The organism is Brevibacillus sp. HB1.4B, from assembly GCF_013284285.1.
Taxonomy (GTDB): domain Bacteria; phylum Bacillota; class Bacilli; order Brevibacillales; family Brevibacillaceae; genus Brevibacillus; species Brevibacillus porteri.
In genome coordinates, this window is the sequence record NZ_JABSUT010000002.1 from 647652 (window position 1) to 666890 (window position 19239).

The 19239-nt window shown below is 40.3% G+C and carries 18 protein-coding genes, 2 tRNA genes and 1 pseudogene; 9 read left to right on the forward strand and 12 right to left on the reverse strand.

Annotation, left to right across the window (positions count from 1 at the left end):
• Positions 1-13: 13 nt before the first annotated feature.
• The 4 genes from HP398_RS07345 to HP398_RS07360 all read right to left on the reverse strand — a co-directional run bounded on the left by HP398_RS07345 (position 14) and on the right by HP398_RS07360 (position 5784).
• Positions 14-829 (reverse strand): class I SAM-dependent methyltransferase, encoded by an 816-nt coding sequence (locus HP398_RS07345; RefSeq protein WP_173622269.1) that lies wholly within the window; start codon positions 827-829, stop codon positions 14-16.
• A gap of 1 nt (position 830) precedes the next feature.
• Positions 831-1634 (reverse strand): alpha/beta hydrolase, encoded by an 804-nt coding sequence (locus HP398_RS07350; RefSeq protein WP_173622270.1) that lies wholly within the window; start codon positions 1632-1634, stop codon positions 831-833.
• A 38-nt stretch (positions 1635-1672) separates the two neighbouring features.
• On the reverse strand, positions 1673-4939 hold the full coding sequence (gene fabD, locus HP398_RS07355) for an ACP S-malonyltransferase (protein ID WP_173622271.1): 3267 nt from the start codon (positions 4937-4939) through the stop codon (positions 1673-1675).
• An 83-nt stretch (positions 4940-5022) separates the two neighbouring features.
• Positions 5023-5784: a 4'-phosphopantetheinyl transferase superfamily protein gene (locus HP398_RS07360; RefSeq protein ID WP_371736720.1), complete on the reverse strand. Its 762-nt coding sequence runs from the start codon at positions 5782-5784 to the stop codon at positions 5023-5025.
• A gap of 370 nt (positions 5785-6154) precedes the next feature.
• Here HP398_RS07360 and loaP point away from each other — a divergent pair, with 370 nt between their 5' ends.
• From loaP to HP398_RS07380, 4 genes are all read left to right on the forward strand, one after another.
• On the forward strand, positions 6155-6688 hold the full coding sequence (gene loaP / locus HP398_RS07365; RefSeq protein WP_173622321.1) for an antiterminator LoaP: 534 nt from the start codon (positions 6155-6157) through the stop codon (positions 6686-6688).
• 199 nt (positions 6689-6887) lie between these two features.
• On the forward strand, positions 6888-7718 hold the full coding sequence (locus tag HP398_RS07370; RefSeq protein ID WP_173622322.1) for a lipase family protein: 831 nt from the start codon (positions 6888-6890) through the stop codon (positions 7716-7718).
• A gap of 40 nt (positions 7719-7758) precedes the next feature.
• Complete coding sequence (locus HP398_RS07375; RefSeq protein WP_173622273.1) at positions 7759-8577, forward strand: lipase family protein; 819 nt, start codon at positions 7759-7761, stop codon at positions 8575-8577.
• A gap of 162 nt (positions 8578-8739) precedes the next feature.
• Entirely contained in the window at positions 8740-9150 is a 411-nt protein-coding gene (locus HP398_RS07380; protein WP_173622274.1) for a hypothetical protein, read from the forward strand.
• Positions 9151-9473: 323 nt separating this feature from the next.
• On the opposite strand, the gene HP398_RS07385 is transcribed toward HP398_RS07380, so the two are convergent.
• Genes HP398_RS07385 through HP398_RS07395 form a run of 3 tightly spaced genes read right to left on the reverse strand, consistent with a single transcriptional unit; the run spans position 9474 to position 10678 of the window.
• Complete coding sequence (locus HP398_RS07385) at positions 9474-9608, reverse strand: cyclic lactone autoinducer peptide (RefSeq protein WP_017250293.1); 135 nt, start codon at positions 9606-9608, stop codon at positions 9474-9476.
• Positions 9598-10134 carry an accessory gene regulator ArgB-like protein gene (locus tag HP398_RS07390; RefSeq protein ID WP_017250294.1) on the reverse strand — a complete coding sequence of 179 codons (537 nt, stop codon included), beginning with the start codon at positions 10132-10134 and terminating at the stop codon, positions 9598-9600. The genes HP398_RS07385 and HP398_RS07390 overlap by 11 nt, the downstream gene beginning before the upstream one ends.
• Positions 10127-10678: a hypothetical protein gene (locus HP398_RS07395; protein WP_238144487.1), complete on the reverse strand. Its 552-nt coding sequence runs from the start codon at positions 10676-10678 to the stop codon at positions 10127-10129. Before HP398_RS07395 ends, HP398_RS07390 begins: the two co-directional genes overlap by 8 nt.
• Positions 10679-11031: 353 nt before the next feature.
• Here HP398_RS07395 and HP398_RS31480 point away from each other — a divergent pair.
• Positions 11032-11139 (forward strand): annotated as a pseudogene (locus HP398_RS31480) (tyrosine-type recombinase/integrase); the annotation flags it as partial.
• Between the two features lie 368 nt (positions 11140-11507).
• Here HP398_RS31480 and HP398_RS30855 read toward each other — a convergent pair.
• Positions 11508-12776 (reverse strand): hypothetical protein, encoded by a 1269-nt coding sequence (locus tag HP398_RS30855; RefSeq protein WP_254475913.1) that lies wholly within the window; start codon positions 12774-12776, stop codon positions 11508-11510.
• Between the two features lie 745 nt (positions 12777-13521).
• Between HP398_RS30855 and HP398_RS30860 the strand changes: the two genes are divergently transcribed.
• Positions 13522-13635 carry a putative holin-like toxin gene (locus HP398_RS30860; RefSeq protein WP_371736721.1) on the forward strand — a complete coding sequence of 38 codons (114 nt, stop codon included), beginning with the start codon at positions 13522-13524 and terminating at the stop codon, positions 13633-13635.
• 101 nt (positions 13636-13736) lie between these two features.
• On the forward strand, positions 13737-14564 hold the full coding sequence (locus tag HP398_RS07405) for a hypothetical protein (protein ID WP_173622275.1): 828 nt from the start codon (positions 13737-13739) through the stop codon (positions 14562-14564).
• A 350-nt stretch (positions 14565-14914) separates the two neighbouring features.
• Here HP398_RS07405 and HP398_RS07410 read toward each other — a convergent pair whose 3' ends face one another.
• A complete protein-coding gene (locus tag HP398_RS07410; protein ID WP_017250301.1) occupies positions 14915-15427 on the reverse strand; it encodes a hypothetical protein in 513 nt (170 codons plus the stop codon).
• A 617-nt stretch (positions 15428-16044) separates the two neighbouring features.
• Here HP398_RS07410 and HP398_RS07415 point away from each other — a divergent pair.
• Together HP398_RS07415 and HP398_RS07420 are read left to right on the forward strand one after the other, a co-directional pair.
• The gene (locus tag HP398_RS07415) at positions 16045-16824 is read left to right on the forward strand and encodes a S1 family peptidase (protein ID WP_173622276.1); all 780 of its coding nucleotides are present in this window, start codon (positions 16045-16047) and stop codon (positions 16822-16824) included.
• A gap of 35 nt (positions 16825-16859) precedes the next feature.
• Positions 16860-17360, forward strand: coding sequence for a DUF3221 domain-containing protein (locus tag HP398_RS07420; RefSeq protein WP_254475915.1), 501 nt, complete (start codon positions 16860-16862; stop codon positions 17358-17360).
• Positions 17361-17808: 448 nt separating this feature from the next.
• Here the strand turns inward: HP398_RS07420 and HP398_RS30865 are convergent, their stop codons facing one another.
• The 3 genes from HP398_RS30865 to HP398_RS07440 form a co-directional block, all read right to left on the reverse strand.
• Positions 17809-18522 (reverse strand): GNAT family N-acetyltransferase, encoded by a 714-nt coding sequence (locus HP398_RS30865; RefSeq protein WP_254475918.1) that lies wholly within the window; start codon positions 18520-18522, stop codon positions 17809-17811.
• 148 nt (positions 18523-18670) lie between these two features.
• Positions 18671-18746 (reverse strand) — tRNA-Val (locus HP398_RS07435).
• 25 nt (positions 18747-18771) lie between these two features.
• A tRNA-Ile gene (locus tag HP398_RS07440) sits at positions 18772-18848 on the reverse strand.
• Positions 18849-19239 lie beyond the last annotated feature (391 nt).

Here is a 19239-nt window from a genome sequence, read left to right on the forward strand (position 1 = left end):
TCCCCCCTTTCTTCTACACCGATTTCTCACCAACAGCCATGTATAGCTGTCTGAGAATAGAATGACCTTCCGTATTCAGCATGTTTCGCCATGCCACAGATAGCTTACCCAACGCCTTGCTGGATAAATAACCGTCACGCACCAACTGCACAGGAATGCCTACACCCTCCGACTTTAGAAACATTTCGTACCCGAGTAGCTCACTGTGAGCGCAAATGACTTCGAAATCTATATTTCCAAGTCCGCCTTGCTTGAGGACCGTTGGCAGTTCTCGACCGATTTTCGGGTTGCCGCCTTCCGCATAGCGTGCCGCACAATAGGCATCATACAGCTCTCGCAATTCTGGTACATGTGGGGTGGTCATAATGTGCATCTCGAAATCATTGTCGATAAATACCGCTTTGCCGCCTGGTTTTAATAACCTCGCCACTTCACGAACCGCACCGACTGGGTCCGGTAAATGTTCCAATACGAGTCTAGTAATGGCAAAATCATAGGAATCGCTAGGTAAGCCAGTTTCCATAATCGATCCCGCGACAATCTCAAATCGATCCGACTGCTTTTGAGTCAAATAGTTTCGTGAATAATCAACGAGAAGAGGATCAAGCTCCAATCCCGTCACTCTGCAATTTGGAAACTCCTGCATGACCTTTTCCATTACGAATCCTGGTCCCGAGCCTAGCTCTATCACCGACATTCCATCTGTCAGATCAAACTCGATATAATGCTTCAGCTCTTTATCCCAAAACAACTCCACCTGCGATTTCAAACGTTCTATTTCTACCTCAACATTCGTAGCAATGTTTGCGATTTGATAAGAACCTTCCATGTTATTCCCTACCTCCGCCATTCAGATAAATAGATTCGCTCAAAAAAGTCAAAATGTGGCCAGCAACAGCTTCCCATTCAGGATCAAGCATCATATCATGACTGATATTTTGGAACAGAACGGGTTCGATTCCGTATGTTTTGCCAATTCGGCGCGTTGTTTTCTCAGAAATCATCCGATCCTGCTTGGAGCCGAGAACCAGTATCGGAGTTTTCGCACGGACGGTTTTTGGAACAATTTTTCCATTCATCTCGGTTCTTGCTTTCAGTGATTCAGGCTGCAAGAGCTTCACCCACTCATCCTTTTTTTCAATCGGCAGCTCCTTGGAAAAAAAGACATTGGCGAGCAGTGATGCATCTCTTTTCTCGTTATATGTAAATAATTGCATAGCTTCTTTAAAGTTTTTGAACATTAATCGGAATAAGTCACCCATTCCACCATGCGGAGGAATCGAGGCAACCAGAACGGTACCTGAGATTATATCTGGATGCTGGTGCAAGATCTTCTGCACAATTCCTCCACCCATAGAGTGTCCGACCAGCACTGGCTTGCTTTTTAGACGCCCGATCACTTCAAGAACATCATCCGTGTAATCCTGAAGTGTGTAGGAATGAAGATTTTCATAGCCGTCACTTTCACCATGTCCACGAAGACTCAGCGCATAGGAAGAAAAGCCTTTGTCAGCAAAATAAGGAAGGAAGTTTTTTTCCCAACACCATGCTCCGTGACATGCTCCATGGACAAAAAGAAGAGACGCTTCGCTAGAAACGCCCTCAGGATGGTATTCTACTAGTTCCAAATTCATTTTCGCCGTTCCTTTCTTATTTGAGAGTCATTGCTTCTCTACTTGCTTGAACCTGTTAGGGCGTGGATACGCTGATTCAAAAGGTTGGCTGTCTCCTTGATCATCATTTCACCAATTTGATCAACATGACGGTCTCTCCAGTTTTCAACAGCCGTTCCCTTCACCCATTGATTAAAAGAACCTAACGCTGGACCGCAGTAAATCTGATAATCCACTTTATAGCTTTCGGCTCCGTCCAAAGCCCAGTCAAAACAACGGTTAAAATACCATTTGAAAAGTAATGCCATCTTGTATTTAGGCGTTCGTTCCGCTCTTTTCAGTTCCTGAGGCGGGCAAGTCGTTTTCATCTGCTCATACACCTCTTCAAAGCTGCGTTTAAAATACTTTTCCTGGAGCTGCTTCTTGGTTTTCTCATCGATCTCATCAAGCGAGTTGTATTGACGATAGAGGTCGTGCAACTTGTTCGCTCTGGCTGGAAAGAATAAGCCTTTTTTCAACACCTGAATTTTGGCTCCCATTTCAAACATTTCACCCGCCGGAGCATACTCTGTGTCTTGAACATTGGCCAACTGCAACGAATCCTTCACAGACTCGCTCGTCGCTGCCTCCACTGTGCACTGGTTAATCGAGCCTGTAACAATATAATCTGCCCCAAGCATGAAAGCGACCGCTGCAGCCTCAGGAGTTCCAATCCCTCCCGCAGCCCCGATTCTGATTGGCTTCCGGTATCCATACTTGTGCATCATGTTATCTCGTAGTCTGATCATCGCTGGCATCAAAGCAGAAGCTACACCGTGATCGGTATTTCCGCCAGAATCGGCCTCTACCGTTAACTCGTCCGCCATCGGAACTTCTCGTAACAGACTCGCTTCTTCTGTCGTAAGCTTATGTTCTTGCACCAATTTTTCTATCAGATACTCAGGTGCGGGACTTAAAAAGGCTTCCGCAACCTCAGGCTGTGATACTTTGGCAAAAATTTTGTTTGCCGCCTCCACTTGCCCGTTCATCCCCCGCTTTAATCCCTTGGCCCGATAGATGATCAACGCAGGGGTAATCGCCATAAACGCCGATGCTTCCATCACCCTCACTTGATAAGCAAGATACAGATCGACGGTTTTTTCTTCCATGGACGGGTCACTTGGATGATGCAACAAATTCATACCATACGGCTCGCCATGCTGTAGTTCACGTTGAATCTGTTGGATGGCACGCTCGATTCTATCTAGCTGTAAGCCACCGCTTCCGAAAAAGCCCATCATCCCGGCTTTCCCCATTTTAATGACCAGCTTTTCCGATGAGATTCCCTTGTACATCGCTCCTGCCAGGTAGGGATATTTCAGTTTGTAGTCCTGTTTAAATTGCTGATTTCCCAGCGAAAAAGCGGTAATCCCTTTTGGCTGCTCCATGCTGTTCGATATCTCTTGCTCCATGTTTTCTTTCTCTGCTTCCTCTTCTATGATCAGGGGTTCTGCTTCATTTCGTATCGTAGTAACTAACTTGGTCAACACAGTACCAGGACCAACTTCTTCTATTTCATTTTCCCCCAAGGCCAGGAGATATCGAATGCTGTCATTCCATTTCACTGGGTGTGTAATTTGTTCCACCAAATTTCGTTTCACATCGCTCTGTTTATAGGGTCTTGCGTGAACATTTGAAATCACAGGGATGGTCATACTGGAAAAGGCAAACTGATTCAAATAGTCCTCAAAGCGTTGCTTCGCATCACTCATGTAACGGGAATGGAATGCTCCGCTCACCTTTAAGGGGATGTATACTTTTACACCCGCTTCCTGAAAAACAGGGTTGGCCCGCTCTATATCTTCTTTTCGACCTGCAATCACAAATTGGAAGGGAGAATTGTGATTGGCAATATCGATACTGGTCAAATTATTTTCATGTAACACGCGTTCTACTTGCTCCAAAGTAAACCCGATCACCGCCGCCATACCTCCACCGACGGCCAGACTCATCAACTCGCCTCTTTTTTTCACCAAGTGTAACCCTGTCTCAAAATCAAACACCCCTGATGCAAAAAGTGCGTTGTACTCACCCAAGCTGTGCCCCGCCACATAATCTGGTTTTTTCCCGGTTTCCTTTACCTTTTTCAGATAGCTAAGCGCATTTACCACGTACAAAGCAGGCTGAGTAAACTGGGTTTTACTTAACTGTTTGTCCGGATCATGCAGACAAAGCTCTTTGATGGAATAACCTAATATCTGATCAGCTTTGGCCGTTATTTCTGGAAACTCATCAAACAGAGAGCCCCCCATTCCTTTTATTTGGGAGCCCTGCCCTGGGAAAACATATGTGGTCATTTTTCTGTCTTCCTTTCTGTTTGTATGCACACTTTTATTTGAGAATAGTTGCTTGATGCGCTCTACATTTTCACCATCCTTTTTAAAAGGAGTGATAATCGAGTAGCATTCTGATTGTGAATCTTGTCGCAGATTTCGCTTTGTAAAATTACTCAAATTTCCTGCTGGTCCCAAATCCAAATAGATGTAGCTTTGCTGTTTCTCCAGCTCTTGGACAGCTTTTGGAAGCTGCATTGGTTTTCTTACCACTTGCCAAAAGTAGTCAGCTGGCAGTTCCTTCATGATTTCACCGTGAACACACGAGACAAAGGGAATCTGGGGAATTCCAAACGTTTTCTGTTTCAATACCTCCCGATAATGTGGTTCAGCCGGATCGATGTAAGCTGAGTGAAAAGCATACGATACGGGTAGTCGTTGACAAATGATCCCCTTGCCTTTTACATAATCCTCCATGCGTTGTAGCTGATGACTGCTCCCGGCAATGACAAAATGCGAATGAAAATTCACCGCCACCAACTCACTATTTCGATGCAATAAAGGGTCTTGATCATACAAATCGGGATTGTGGAGAATCGCAAGCATACTCCCTTTCTGACAATACGTTTCGTAAAGGGTGGCTTGTTCAACCACGAGTTGTAGTAATTCTTCCACAGGCATGATCCCAGACACAGCCCCCGCCGCAAACTCCCCCAAACTGCTCCCCAGACAATAGTCAGGCTTAATTCCGCTTTCCATGAGAAATTGAGCCAGAGCGTACTCCACCATAAAAATGGCGGGATGCGTAAAAAGGGTGCGATCAAATATGTCGTCTCGACGCTTCGTGTCATCATATAACTGGGCAAGGACAGACTCCCCGATCAGGGAATGTACCTTTTCATCTAAACTAAGCATCCATTTGCGAAATACCGGATTCTGATCAAAAAGGTCTCTCCCCATCTGATAGTACTGAGACCCCTGTCCAGAAAACATAAACACAACAGGCTTTTCCATGTATGATGCACCCCTTGTTTTTAAAAACAGTTTTTTATAATAAAAACTCCCCACAGCCTGGTCAATTGACCGTTGTGGGGAATTCATAAGCGATTTGTCATAGAGTGTTCTATCTCCTGAAGTACATCTTTTACGACAGCAACACTCCACTCTGTCTTTTTCGGGTAGGTGATCGAACACACATAGTCACCAAGGATAAAGGATGCAGTACGGTATTGAGGAAAGTTTTCAAAAAGACTATAAACAACCCCATCCCTTGCCTCTACTTGGCTTATTTCATAGATATGAAAAGAAGTGGTTAAACCTGTTTTCAAAATTTTGGATAACGCTTCCTTGACTGTCCAGAAAAGAGTGAGAGTCGTTTCATAAGAATAAGGCAAGCATGAAAACAAGCTGCTCTCTTTCACAGTCATTTGCGTCTCCAGAACTTTATTTCTATCCACGCTAATTCTCTCCATATCAATCCCCATCGGTAGTTCTTCCGAAAAAGCAATGCCGGCTGCAAGATCGTCACAATGGGTGATACTCACCTGGACGTTGGTTGCATTCGGTAAGTTCACGACTGGTTGATGAAAAATGCCCTGTTCAATACATATTCGCTCTAAGCTTTCGTCTCCAACCAAAAACGAAACGGCTCTTTTGGCGACATATCTCCCTGTCAGGTAGCTTTTTACTCTCCGCTCATACTCCAGCTGAAAATAGTACTCGAATTCTTTTGGGTGCAAGAATTTTACTATTTTTAAAAAATCAGCGGGAACAGAGAAATAGCCCATGCACAAACTGGCACGATACTCTCTATCCTTACCTTTTATAACGAATTCTTTCGTAAAGATCTGTGGAAACACATGCAATTCAATCTCCGCCTTCCGTTCTCCTACTGTGCCAAAGGGCAGAGCTTCCCCAGTTCGTGGGTAAATAAATATACACACTACTGTTTCAACGTATGTCCTCCCTACGTTCCTTTAACGTGCCGAAACATCGATTAAATTCCCTAAGGGATTTTCCTTTCGATAAAAAACTTATACAGCTAACTCTTTATATTTATGCAGAAAGTTCCAACAACCACGTTTATTGCATAACGCGAAAAAATTGGATATATTTAGTATAATACCACAAATTTTAGGATTTTATCTACTCAATCATTCCTATTTTTGTGGAAGCAGTAAGCGCTCAAGATACTTGCGAATCTACTTCATAATGAAAGGATTACTCACCTTGAAATGGTATGCCATCTTTGTAGAATCTGGTAAAGAAGAAGTCGTTCAAAAGTACCTCAAACTCTATTTTAATGAGCAGTCTTTAAAGTCCGTTGTGCCGAAGAGATTGGTTCCTGAGAAAAAGTCAGGCATTGCGAATAGTGTCATGAAGAATATTTTTCCTGGATATGTACTTATTAAGACTGAAATGACTAACGAAATGTTCCACAAAATCAAAAAAATTCCTAGAAGTTTGCGTTTGGTCAATAACGGTAGTTACTATTCGCAAGATGAGGGTACTTATTATTCGAGCATTGATGAAAAAGAAATCACCCCGATCCTCCAACTCATGGGAAACAGTGAAGTTGTCGATTATTCAAAGGTTTATCTAGAAAATTCAAAGGTGATCGTAGAATCTGGTCCCTTAAAAGGACTGGAAGGTCTTATCAAAAAAGTGGATAAGCACAAAAACAGGGCTAAAATATTTTTAACCTTCATGGGAGTAGAGAAAACAATTGATGTGGGAATTGAAATCCTCTCAAAACCTTTGTAAGTGGGAAGCGTTTCGTACGCTTCCCCTTTTTATTTTCTTCATACAAGCACGCATTCCATCGTAAAGACATAGGCTCATGGTAAGTATCATTCGAGTAGGATTGCCCTGCATTCATTTGGGAGAGACAGACAAGATTTCCGATGTACGACTTTTCAAAAGTGTTGGATCCTTATTCTTGTTTGGAAAGGAAATTGTCTACATGGTTTTCTCGGACGAAGACAACATGTTTACTAGTCAGGCTGCCATTTTCCTAGCAGCCATGAGCTATCAGACTTATCCATTATATTTTGATGGGAAGCTCACCTTACCCAAAGGTTTTCAGCTTCGATACACGATTCAGGCTTTTGCAGATGTAGAGAATCCAACAGAACATGTATATGGTTTTGTGGCAGAATCTAAAGATGAAATCATCATTGCCTTCAGAGGGTACGCAGCATATCCGGCAGACCTTTTGGCGGCCTATGACATCCTCCAAGTCCCCTATCCTTTTGTTCCAGATGCAGGGAAAACCTCACGTGGATTTACCTGCCTGTATCAATCAACACGGGATCAGTTCATCAGAAAAATCAATCAGTTTCCCGCATCAAAAAAGCTGTTTATTACTGGCCACAACTACGGCGGCGCGCTAGCTGTACTAGCAGCTTTAGATATTGCGGTAAACACAAAGATTAGGCAACCAATCGTTTACACCTATGGTAGTCCACGTATTGGTGACCCCCAGTTCGCCTCACGCTTCAATCAAGTCGTTGTCAATAGTCTACGCATTGTAAATGTCCACGACTCTTTTCCTACATTCCCCGATCAAAAGTATCCGCCTCCTTTTACCCAGGAAGGTATCTATTATCAACATGTAAAAAACAAGTTTCCTCTCTCGTTTCAACTGAATAATACGCCTCGCAACGATAGTATCGCCTGCTATTTTCATAACCTCACTCAGCTTGACCCTGATTATGCCCAAACGCTCTGTGTGGAAAATCCGGGGTTTTGTCCCAATACCGATACGTGTATTCCGTTTTTAGGCAAATGCTAGCTTTTTTACAGCCTTGAAACTCAGAAAGGGAGACACATGAATGATCGATCGTATTTATAACAGCAAAGATGCGATTTTACTTGCGGCTATGATCCATCAGGCCTATCAGCTATTTGAAACAGATTCACTTGTCTTGCCAAAAGGGTATCGTCAGCTCTCGACTATTCGAGCATGGGCTGGTGTTGAGACTCCGGAGCCAGAGGTGTTTGGTTTTGTAGCCGAGTCATCCGACAGTATCGTTGTAACTTTTCGAGGAACACGCACGTTTAACGACAATGAGACTGATCAAGATTTGTATCAAGTCCCCTATCGTTTCGTCAGAAAGGCAGGAAAAACCCACCGTGGGTTTACTTGTATGTATCAATCCGCGAGAGATGAATTGATTCGGGAGCTGAGCAAGCTCTCCAGATCAAAAAAACTATTTGTTGCAGGGCACAGTTTAGGGGGAGGGTTGGCCGCCCTAGCTGGTTTGGATATTGCGGTGAATACGAAATTTGCGCATCCTTTTGTGTATACGTATGGGAGTCCTCGCGTCGGAGATCCTGTCTTTGCTTCGCGGTTTAATGAGACAGTAAAGAACAGTGTTCGGATCGTAAATGTTCATGATATTATTCCAACTTTGCCGTCCAAGGCGTACCCACCTCCGTTTACGAAGAAAGGATTGTACTACCAGCATGTGGATCGGAAGTATTTGTTGGATTTTCAGTTGAATAGTGTAGCTGTAAGGAATCATGAAATTGTTTGTTATTTTAAGTTTCTGGCGCAAGAGGAGCCTGGGTTTACGGAGAGGTTGTGTGCCGAGAATGAGGGGTTTTGTCCGGATACAGGGATGTGTGTGCCTTTTTTAGGGGGATGTTGATTCAATGGAATCACTCTCTTTTTTTATGCCCTCTTTATCACGCCGTGAGAGGTAATCTACAAAAAAACTTATTGATAACCATTTTCAATGATATTATAATGGTTATAATTTCCAAATATTTACTTTCGCTCATGGATGAGCAAAAAAGGAGGCATTACGATTATGAAAAAAGCCATTTTAGCAGGAGCATTAGGGATTGCAGTACTTTCAGGTGCAAATTTGCCAGGATTGGAAGTCTCAAAAGTTAACGCAGCAGCAACGGCTTTAGACATTCAAGAGGTTACGAAATACTATTCTCTGAGTTCATACGAAGTGACCCAAAAAGAATCTTTTCCGCTTAAAAAGGGTGAAGAGCTTACGATTTTTGTAAACAATTCAGGATTCCCGATTTCTTATACAGTCTTTGATGCAGATAATCAAGCGATTGGTACATACCAAGCTAATTCACCATACGGACGTGTATTCCAAGCGCAAAAAGACGGCAATATCTCTGTACAATTTCAAGCCGGAGCGAACTCTTCCTATATGAAAAAGATGAATTTTACAGCTAAATTCGCTCTTTCCAAGTTTTAATAAGCGTTAAGCGTATGTAAAACAGTAAGGGCTGTCTCAAAAGTCGATTTCTCGCCAAAGAGACAGCCCGCTTGGATTCATTAACAATTCGAAAATCAGCGTTGTTGACGTCAATAAACCAGGTGCAAAAAAAGACCCCCCTTGTCTACAGAGGGGTTGAAATTATTAGTAACGATGTGAAAGAAGCAGTCGATAAGTACAATACATTCAAACACGGATGTTCTGTTTATAGAGTTATGATTTACAATGGGGCAATGGGGCAACCAGTTTTCCCCGTTCGATGTTAAGTCGAGTGAGAAATGGTCTGTGTCGTTCATTGCTCCTTATTTCTTTAATTCCTCTGGAATTTCAGGTTTCCCCACGAATCCAAAGGATGCTGTAGTTACCGCCAGTACCGCAACAAATGAAGCAACTGCTGAAACATGTTTCGCTACGAACATCATCGCTTTATTTTTCATCTTTTCCACCTCCTTTCAGTGGAATTAGCGTCAGTGATTGCACAAAGAAGGTCTTAACCAGTGTCTCGCTGTCTATGAAAAATAATGAACTGACGATGATAATGGAGATGGTCTTGAGGAGCAAAGTCTGATTCTGTTTGAATAGTCGTGATTGCAATTCCATTTCTTGCGGTGCAAAAAGTGCTACTAGGACTAATGTGATAATAATAATCGGGGTGACAAAATCATTAGGTAGGGTAATGAGAGGGATTAATACAGCTCCCACTATACTTGTCATGGTGCAGTAGACAGACGATGAATAGTGAAATCCTCCTGAAAATTGGCGTAGTACTAAAAATCCAGCCAATGTGATTAATGTTCCTTGAAATGTCCCTATCATTAGTGAAATGGTAAGGCTACTCGTAATGATGAGAAGCATGTTGATGATAAGGATTAACCCAAATTTCATTGTAGGCACTGACTTCGTTTCATGTGGATTGATCGACTTTAGTTGGATTGCTATTCTTTCAGCAAGAGTTTCAATCATATTCCCCATCCCTTTTTATAGCCAGCCATGCCAGTATCGTGATTCCGATTGCCATCCCAAAGAAGATCCAGACTATGGAAGCAATTCCATATGTACTTGCTAATTTAAACAAGACCGTTATCAATACACCTGTTACAACAATCAGTGACAAAATAACCATGTTGATTCTATGGTAAATAAAGAAAGGCGCTCCGTCTCTGACAAATGTAAATTGCAGTCCAAATTTTCGAAGCCCATAGCATAATGCAAAGGTAAATAATGCGGAGATTGTCTGGAATATGAAACCTGTGTTGATGGTTCGATCCCGTAACGATTCGATTGTCTCTAGGGCTCCTATGACGGTCAGGAAGAACACTTCCACCATCTGAATCCCCAAGTATATTCCTGCTGTTATCATGGTCATTAAGGCAGCATGTCCCCAATTCACGTTCCATACCAGGATTAATGCCCCAAAGATGATGACGACTTGGGCTATGGTTGCATAGTCTCCATATGGCGTAAATTGTCGTAGCCCAAACGAGAATAGCATTAATACCAGACTCACAAAGAGAATCCTGTTGATATGCACCAAAAAACCAAACCTAAATAACGTAGTCATAAGAGCAAATATTGCGAGGTATTCCAATGTTGAAAATAGGACAAACAGCATGTAACTTTTTCACCTCAATTACTTATTGAGGGTTATATTCTACTAGAAACGACAGATTCCTGCTTGAATTTACCAGTTTTGACATTTTAGAGCGTTCAAGCGCCACTGAGCACGGAAAGTATATTTTTGAAGAAAAGAGAGCTTGAGGTACAAGTTATCAAGATAATAGCCTTGGCCTTTGTACGATATTAGAGATACTTCAATTCCCCCGAAATCTGAAGAGAACGTACAAACCAGTCATAAAGAGCGTAGACGCTCCAAAAATACGTTTCCATGACATAAGACATACTCATGCTACGCTTCTTCTTATTCAAGGTGCCAATCCTAAAGTGGTAAGTGAAAGATTAGGATATGCAATATCCGATTGGCTCAACGCTCTTACTCCTTCCAAATTCGTGTACCCAAAACAAAAACCGCCAGGTTATTTACCCGAGCGGCTTATTCATCGTGCTTAGCATTAATATAGTGCGTTTTTAGATTAACTTTCAAAAAACGTCAAAATTTTTGACAAAGTAGATAACACTCCCCGAAGGACTGTTACCATCATAAGCTATAACAAACTTATTATGTGCCAGAGCCACTGTGTAAAGGACTATCAGATAGAGACTTTAGATTAGGTTTATTTGGATATCGCGGAGTTTAAAAGTATTTTAGCCAAGCTGCTTGTGTAAGAGAACAACCCGCCAAGATGTTAAGCCTGGCGGGTTGTTTGCTATTGTATTTATTACAAGTCTGTTAAAATTAATTCAATGGTGCCCGTGTTTAGTTTTGCTTGAGAATCAAGATTTCTGTAGTAATTAACATAATGGTTATGCTTAAAAACTATCCCTGCGTCGTTATTTGTTACACGAACACCTGGTTCATATACAAAGTTATTTTTTGCTGTCCTCGTTCCTAACTTAAAATCGACAATCCACTTAGTATAATTATCGGATAAGCTTGATTCATCCTTAATATTTGCTGATTTAGTGTTGAAAGTCCAACTCACAGAAGGAACTAAACCTGATAATCCAACAGAAGCAGATGAGTCAGTATCAGTTGTATAGGGCCCATATGAACGAATTGTCTGTTCGTCAGCATCACTACCACTATGTCTGTATCTCATTGCTAATTCTCGAGTTTGATAATTATTTCTTGGTTCTGTTTGATTGAAAAACTTAACATCCCAAACAGAGACTTTCTCTCCCTTTAATGTTGACGTACCTTTTCTTATATAGTCTACGTTGCTGGTATAAACACCCGCGATCTCATTTCGATTATCATCTCTCACTCTATACGTGTAAGAATCGGAATATGTATCATCATCAGAACTCGCAGAAGCTTTTAATGATATAATATTCCTTGCACCTTCATTTTCAGCAAGTTCAACTTTTTGTTCAATTTCTTCACGAATTTCTTCTAAAGGGACTTCATCTAGTTGATCAAAAATGTAATCAACGTGTCTAGTGCCATCTTGTTTATAGACACCTACACCCATCAGTTTTGGTGCAACTCCTTCGTCTTCAGACGAGCGATTTATTTTGAGTTCAGTCTTTACATATTCCTTTATATCTTTGGGATCTATTTCTCCACCTTCATTATGGATGAAGTAATGAGTTTCTTCGCTATCATTATTATTCAACGCTTTTAACGATCGCGAGGAACGAGAGTCATCTAATGCGATCTCAACTATTTCTAGTTTTTTCAAGCGTTCTTTTGCCAATACATTGTCACTTATCCCAGGAGTTAACACTAATGTTGTAGCAAAGCAGACACACAAAAAAGATGCTAACTTCTTCATATAATTCCCATCTTTTTCCATTTTTCTTTCCGTGTTATTATATACGTGAAATTCTAAAAAAGGAAGATGAATAATAATGTTCAAATTATTGGAAATATTTATAATCGTTGTTTTAGGACTCTTTACTGGATTATTCTTTGGTGGAGGTAGCAACATAATACTAGGCGGTATATTTTGGGTTTTAATATTTATTTTACTAAAGCTATATGACAAGTAATTAAAACAGCCCTCCCCCGGAATATTCCAAAGGAGGGCTGTGCCACTATTTAGAAATGCCTACTGCATCACGCAATGCATTCGCCGCATAATGACCCGTATCTCGATCATAGTATGGTCCGGACTGTGTTCGAACCAGCTCCCCCTGTCAAAAAGACCGGGTCATCGTTTTTAATGCTAATTGATCTGTAAAACCCTTGAAAATCAAGTGTTTTTCTCGTTCGCATCTGAGTGAATCTTTGACGATTCAAGTCAGTTTTGTCCCCATTCGTCCCCACTATCCTACATGGTCCAGAAATCAGCCTGTTTCGCATTTTTGTTTACCCTCGTTAAGTGCATTTAGTATTCGTTGAGCAGTTTTCATAGTCGCTAGATATTCATTATCTGATGCTAGACGCGAATCAATAGTATTGTTTACCCCCGATTCTTTGCTCAACCACTGTTGCGTAAATCCTCTCTGATCTAGCCACTTTCGTAACTTCAATCTTTTCTTTCTTAATCCAAACACGAATACCACAGGATGGGCAAGGATTCAGAAGATTAAACTTGTCTGCGAATAAAAATTCGAGTATTGGACAATCCTTTCTGCATTTACTCATCATACACACGAAGTAAAGGAGAAGAAACGCTTGGACGCAGAAAAGTACACCTTGAAATTGGAAATAAACGGTATACTAATCCTACTCAATCGAATAGGCTTAAAAGGACGTTTGGCTAACCTCTCGGAAGGGAAGTCATGCCTGTGGAGGTTAGGAATACTTTGACGCTTATGATTGGTTTCGGCATGTTGATTATCGCATTGCTGGGGCTGGGTGAATCTATCGTCACTGCCATCAACCAAAAGAAACGTAAATAAACCTCCCTCCCAGGAAAGGTAAGAAGATGAGCGTTTACCCGAAAACTCACTGTTCAACACTTTTACATCTATTTTGATGCTAAATCTAGGAGGAGTTTGAAATGAAAAAAGTCACAAATGCAATAATCGTTGCAACAGTATTATCAGTAGGTTTTTTACCGGGGTTGCAAAAGGAAATGTCTGTAGCCGCTGCGGTAAAAAATCCAAGTCCAACTGTAGAACAAAAGAATCCATACTTTGTCGCTGGCATTGATGATGCGAAGGCATTTGAGTCATATTTTACTAGTCTGCAAAAAGAGATAAAAGCTGGAGACAAAAATAGTGTGGCGAATCGTTTCGAATTCCCGTTGACTGTAAGTAGCGAAAAGAACGGTGAAGACATAGAAATAATAATTAAAACCAAGCAAGAATTTATCCAAAAATATGATCAAATTCTAACCAAAAACGTCAAGGATGCTTTTTTAAACCAAAAAGTGAATGAGCTTTTTGTGAAATATAGCGGGGTAATGGTTGGAACAGGTGAGGCTTGGATTGCACCAAAAAATACACAAGAAAATACGAAAGAGCAGTACTCTGTGTATGCCATTAACGACAAGATGATCGGCGTGAAAGTCGATCAGGATGCTACAAATCCAATGAATAAAGATGCGTTTACTTTTTACGTAGACAAATTCTCAAAAGGTTACACACTTGAGAAGATGGAATGGAAATCAAATGAGAAAACGATTGTGAATACAGTTGAACAAGCGGTGGAAAACGCTTTTTCTGAGAGTACAAAACCTAAATTTACGATCGGTGGCTCCTTGCAGATTCTCAGTTTTAATTATGATGCTCAAAAGATGAAGGGTCAGAAGGGTGTCCTAACGCTCACTTTTAAAAACGAAGCAAATCAAGAATTGGTATGGAAAAAGGAAATTGTACTAAAGTAACAGTTGAGTATTTGAGACTCCCAGCTCTAAAACCTTGGCAATCAGTGGGATTCTTAAGTAGTATTCGGAAGATAACCTTTCTGTTAATCCTTCTCTAATTACCCCTTTATAAATTCTATGCTTCTTCATGCTCATCAATCTACTTCTTGTTGATTTTAGTGATAGGTAAAACATCTATGATATTCTCTAGACAGGCAGATGAATATGTAAAAAGAAGACTATCCCAAACTCAGGAAAATGACTGAGGGATAGTCTTCTTTTGCCTTTCATAGGTTCATTCACTCCTGATATAAGTGCATTTTCCTGTATTTTACCATTTGTAGTTTGTAAGACTGAATTAAATGTCACTTTCATTTGGATTTATTCCAATACCCATCCACTGCTATTGCTACAGTCCTGAAATATTGATCTCTCAAATAGGATTCCTGCTCCTCTTTATCATGGGATAAAAACCATTCTTGCTGCATATCCTCATCTCTAAAAACATTTGGTCGCCAAAATGCCAGCCCCAATTCATGAAAGGTATAGCTATATCCTAACTCCCAATCATTTCTATCATATGGAGAAATTTTATCAATTCGTTCAACTAAATCCTCTGCTTTTGTCTCAAACACATTAATATCCATAAGCAAACAGGTTATATCATGATCACCCTTAAAAGAAGACAGTTCTATGAATATAACTCTATCTTCCGAATCGTACTCTACCTTGAAATCCCCAACGGACTGCACCGCCGTTGAATCTTTCCTTGGATTGAAGAGTCTCACACCCTTTGCTTCGGCGTACTTTCTTACTTCCTCTCTAGTCATTCCTAACGTTATCTGCCCAATTCCTTTTCGTGGCTCAACTATGATCGTTTCCATGAGCATCCTCCCTTTTTATTTCTTAATATAGCATTAAATATCGATTGCAATATTAAATGGTTCTAGTACAAACTCGGGTTTGTAATTTCTAAATTGCCACTTCATTAGTTCAATAACAACTTGTAAATTAACAGGTACTAGCAATTTATATAATCCTTTTTTAGCTCTTTTATTGACATCTCTTTCAATCATTAATGTTAAGAAATATCGTGGTATGCAGATTACTCAAAAAGAGATGTCAAAGATGCTGCTGAAGTTGAATGAAGTAGGATTCAATGAACGTGAGCTTGAGATACTAGAGGATTGTAAAGCAAACAAAATAGAGAGCATTTTGGTTCGTAAGGTTGAACAAAAAAACCATTGCATATGAAAGTAACAAGTAAAACGATGAGTTAGTTATGAAATAGATCTCACTAACTGAGTGAATAATTGAAACTAAATTACAGAAAATATATTTATATTCGGAAATGTCAGTAAGATTGTTTGGTAGATTTAAAAATCGTAGATTGACCTTCACCTAAAATATACCTATTATTGTATTTTATAACAGAAATGTCTTTCAAAATTCAGCAAACCTTAAGAATAAAGGGTTAGATATAGTTTCTGTCAATGTTGACTTGCCAACTCAAAAAATTAACATTGGAGTAAAGGAAAAGACATCAGAAAAAAAGGCTGCAAAGCTTCTTATGGCAAAAATAGATGAAAAGGCTGCATTGGCTGAAATAGGTTTTGATGCTGACATTTTCATTATCAAGAAAGAAGAACCACGCAAGGCTCAGGCTCAGCCAAGCGACAAATTTAGACCAATTCAAGCTGGCTTAAGAATAAAAAATACTACAGAAGACAGAAGTTGCACTTCTGCGTTTTCAGTACAAAAGGATAACGATTTTTATGTTTTAACTGCTGGACACTGCACGGAAAATGTTGGGGATATATTTGAGCAAGGAGGAACAAGGTTTGGTAAAACTGCAGATGTTAATTTCGGTGGTAGTGTGGATGCAGCACTCATCGAACTAACAAAGGGATCTGATGATGCTACTTACTATGTTTTTGGAAATTATAAATCAGAATACAATACTATTACAGAGGTTCAGAGAACAAGGGATGAAACCATTGGAGATACTGTTTGCATTTCAGGAAGTCAAATGAAAAGAGTGAAGTGTGGAACGCTGAAATCAACTAATTGGAGGGGGAATATAGAAAGCCCCAATGGAGAGACACAATACTTTACTAACATGAGACAAGCTAGTTATTCAGAAGTACAAGGGGATAGCGGAGGGCCTATATTTTATGGTGGAACAGCAATAGGAGTTCATAGCGCGGATACTGGAGTTTTCACACATATCAGCGAAATAGAAGATTATTTTAACATTGATTCAATTTTTACTGGTAACTAGTTGAAATAAAGTTCCCCATGAGAGAAGGTTTTCTCATGGGGAACAAGAAAGGAAATGACACAATGAAAAAGGCTTTGATATTAATCATTGCAGCATTGCTCATAACTGGATGTGCCACTAATCACAAGAAGGTTGAAAAGCAAGCATTAACAGGATACGTAACTGAAAAAGATTATGAAAAAAAAGGTCTCTTAGTTATAGAAAATGATGAAACCAAGACGAGCGATGAGAATTTCTATGCAGCAGAGTGGTATTTCCCAAAAGAAGAAGCCGTATTCCTCGATAGCAAGGGGAATAGCATCTCGTATGATGAAATCGAAGTTGGTCACACAGTATCTACATGGTCAACAACACCATCAGCACAGTCTTATCCCAGTGGCGCAGAACTCAGTAAACTTATAATTAAAGAAGAAAGTAAAAATCCTATTGATCAAATGGATGAAAAAAGTGCGGTTCAACACGCAATCAATTACTTAAAGAACACACATAACGATGGAATCATTATTAAAAGTGCAAGTGGACAGAAAGATCATTAGCTGATAAAAGCAACCGACTATGATCATAAAACAGATACTACTCTAAAAATCAATGCACAAACAGGAGAAGTAAAAGAGATTTAAAATTTGTACCCTGCTGCAACTAAAGAAAGGAGGTGATAATTTCTCATAAAAGTGTCATTTTATTCGTTCAATTCACCTATCAATGGATCAATTAATGAACGAAATTCGTTAATTGAAATTCCAAAACCATAATGATTTAAAATATCAGTCAGCTCATTGTTATAGATTTCTGACTTGATTAATGCCAAATCACTCAGAAGTATATTTACTACTTCTCGATCTTCATTGTTCGATATAAGTTACTGTATTGTCTAAGTGTAGCGCGAGTTGGCTTTTCTTTGAAATTGCAGTAATACATTGCCATAAAGTGCTCAAATGTGACAACCTCTTTTTTGTCCATCTCTATCACCCTTTTCCAATCAAATTAACATTTCATCCATTCCCAAATGTTGCTGTCTGTCTTTTCTTCTTTCAATCTCCAACTACTCTTCTCATAATACTCATTCATTTTAGAAGTAGTCGGACATATTACCTCAATTGGGCACTCCCCCAAGATCTGAAGCATTTTATCCATTAACCTCTGTCCTCGATGACTTGGACGAATTGCAAACTGATATAGCGAAATAGTTTGATCAGACTTTCTAGGATAAAAGCGTAATGCTCCTACAATTTGGTTATCATCTATTGCTACAACGACTTGCCTTCTACGCACAGCAGCAAATGCTCCATCAGGACATAAAAATTCCCTATTAGAAATACCATCGTTATTTTCTTGAATGTTATTCTGAAAGAAAAATACAACATCATTCCCTAACCATGAATCAGCTAATGTTATCTTCATTATTCTAACCTCATCAAATCCCAATTTATGTAGAGAGTAGTTCTTTAATGGCTCTCCTGTAACGCAACATCCGTTCATGGTCATTTTTGTTGGATCTGGGATGCGGGTCAAGTCACAGTTATCTTCTAGGTCTGCCAGTTTAACGAACCTTGCTATCGGGTCAAGTTCCGCTCTTTTTACAATTTCCATGTAGGTCTCGCCTTCATTTCTAGTTAGAGCAACGACTGCTCCCACAATCTCAGGAGAAAATCCAGATTCGAGAAGACCTTCCTTAGAGCCTTCTCTAATTGTACTCATTCACACCCTCCTTCCTCATGAAGTCCCCATTTTAAAACGAATAGTATTTGCCACCCAAATCGTAGAATATGGAGGTTAGTGACTGTGGCTAATCAAAAGCATAAAATAAAAAACCCTTGATTCCTCAAGGGTTCTAACGTTCATACTATGGTGATCCGGACTGGGTTCGAACCAGCGACCCCCACCCTGTCAAGATGGTGCTCTCCCAACTGAGCTACCGGATCATGGGATATGTGTGTGATCGTTTAATGGTGGGCCCTGTAGGACTCGAACCTACGACCAATCGGTTATGAGCCGACCGCTCTGACCAACTGAGCTAAGGGCCCGAATCGTATCGGACGTCGATCACATTTATTACTATACAGCATCGTAAAATGGATTTCAAGAGGAAATGAATAATTTCTTGTAAAAATTTTCACTCGTACCAAAAGAACACTAAGAAACCCAGTGATATCAGTCTTGCTTTTACCATGTAAAAAGCCTCGTCATCTCGTTTCAGCTATATATGCTTACCCAAGACCCCAACAAAAAAGCCATTCCCCACCGCTGCGACCCACATCCCCCCTACTAAACATGGGGATTACCTACTTGATGGCATCACATCAAACATGACGCCATCAAGCATATGAGCTACACCAGTGAAGAATTGGCTTCTGCCAGTCTAAAGACGATCCAATAAAGGGTACAACAACAAACAAGATAATTAGGTAATGATCG

Coding starts and splice junctions, on each gene's coding strand:
- HP398_RS07410 (WP_017250301.1), bottom strand. CDS start 15,427: ATGGAAACGATCATAGTTGAGCCACGAAAAGGAATTGGGCAGATAACG.
- HP398_RS07345 (WP_173622269.1), bottom strand. CDS start 829: ATGGAAGGTTCTTATCAAATCGCAAACATTGCTACGAATGTTGAGGTA.
- HP398_RS07350 (WP_173622270.1), bottom strand. CDS start 1,634: ATGAATTTGGAACTAGTAGAATACCATCCTGAGGGCGTTTCTAGCGAA.
- HP398_RS07405 (WP_173622275.1), top strand. CDS start 13,737: ATGAAAAAAGTCACAAATGCAATAATCGTTGCAACAGTATTATCAGTA.
- HP398_RS07375 (WP_173622273.1), top strand. CDS start 7,759: ATGATCGATCGTATTTATAACAGCAAAGATGCGATTTTACTTGCGGCT.
- HP398_RS30865 (WP_254475918.1), bottom strand. CDS start 18,522: ATGAGTACAATTAGAGAAGGCTCTAAGGAAGGTCTTCTCGAATCTGGA.
- fabD (WP_173622271.1), bottom strand. CDS start 4,939: ATGGAAAAGCCTGTTGTGTTTATGTTTTCTGGACAGGGGTCTCAGTAC.
- HP398_RS07390 (WP_017250294.1), bottom strand. CDS start 10,134: ATGATTGAAACTCTTGCTGAAAGAATAGCAATCCAACTAAAGTCGATC.
- HP398_RS07420 (WP_254475915.1), top strand. CDS start 16,860: ATGGGGAACAAGAAAGGAAATGACACAATGAAAAAGGCTTTGATATTA.
- HP398_RS07380 (WP_173622274.1), top strand. CDS start 8,740: ATGAAAAAAGCCATTTTAGCAGGAGCATTAGGGATTGCAGTACTTTCA.
- HP398_RS07370 (WP_173622322.1), top strand. CDS start 6,888: ATGGTTTTCTCGGACGAAGACAACATGTTTACTAGTCAGGCTGCCATT.
- HP398_RS07385 (WP_017250293.1), bottom strand. CDS start 9,608: ATGAAAAATAAAGCGATGATGTTCGTAGCGAAACATGTTTCAGCAGTT.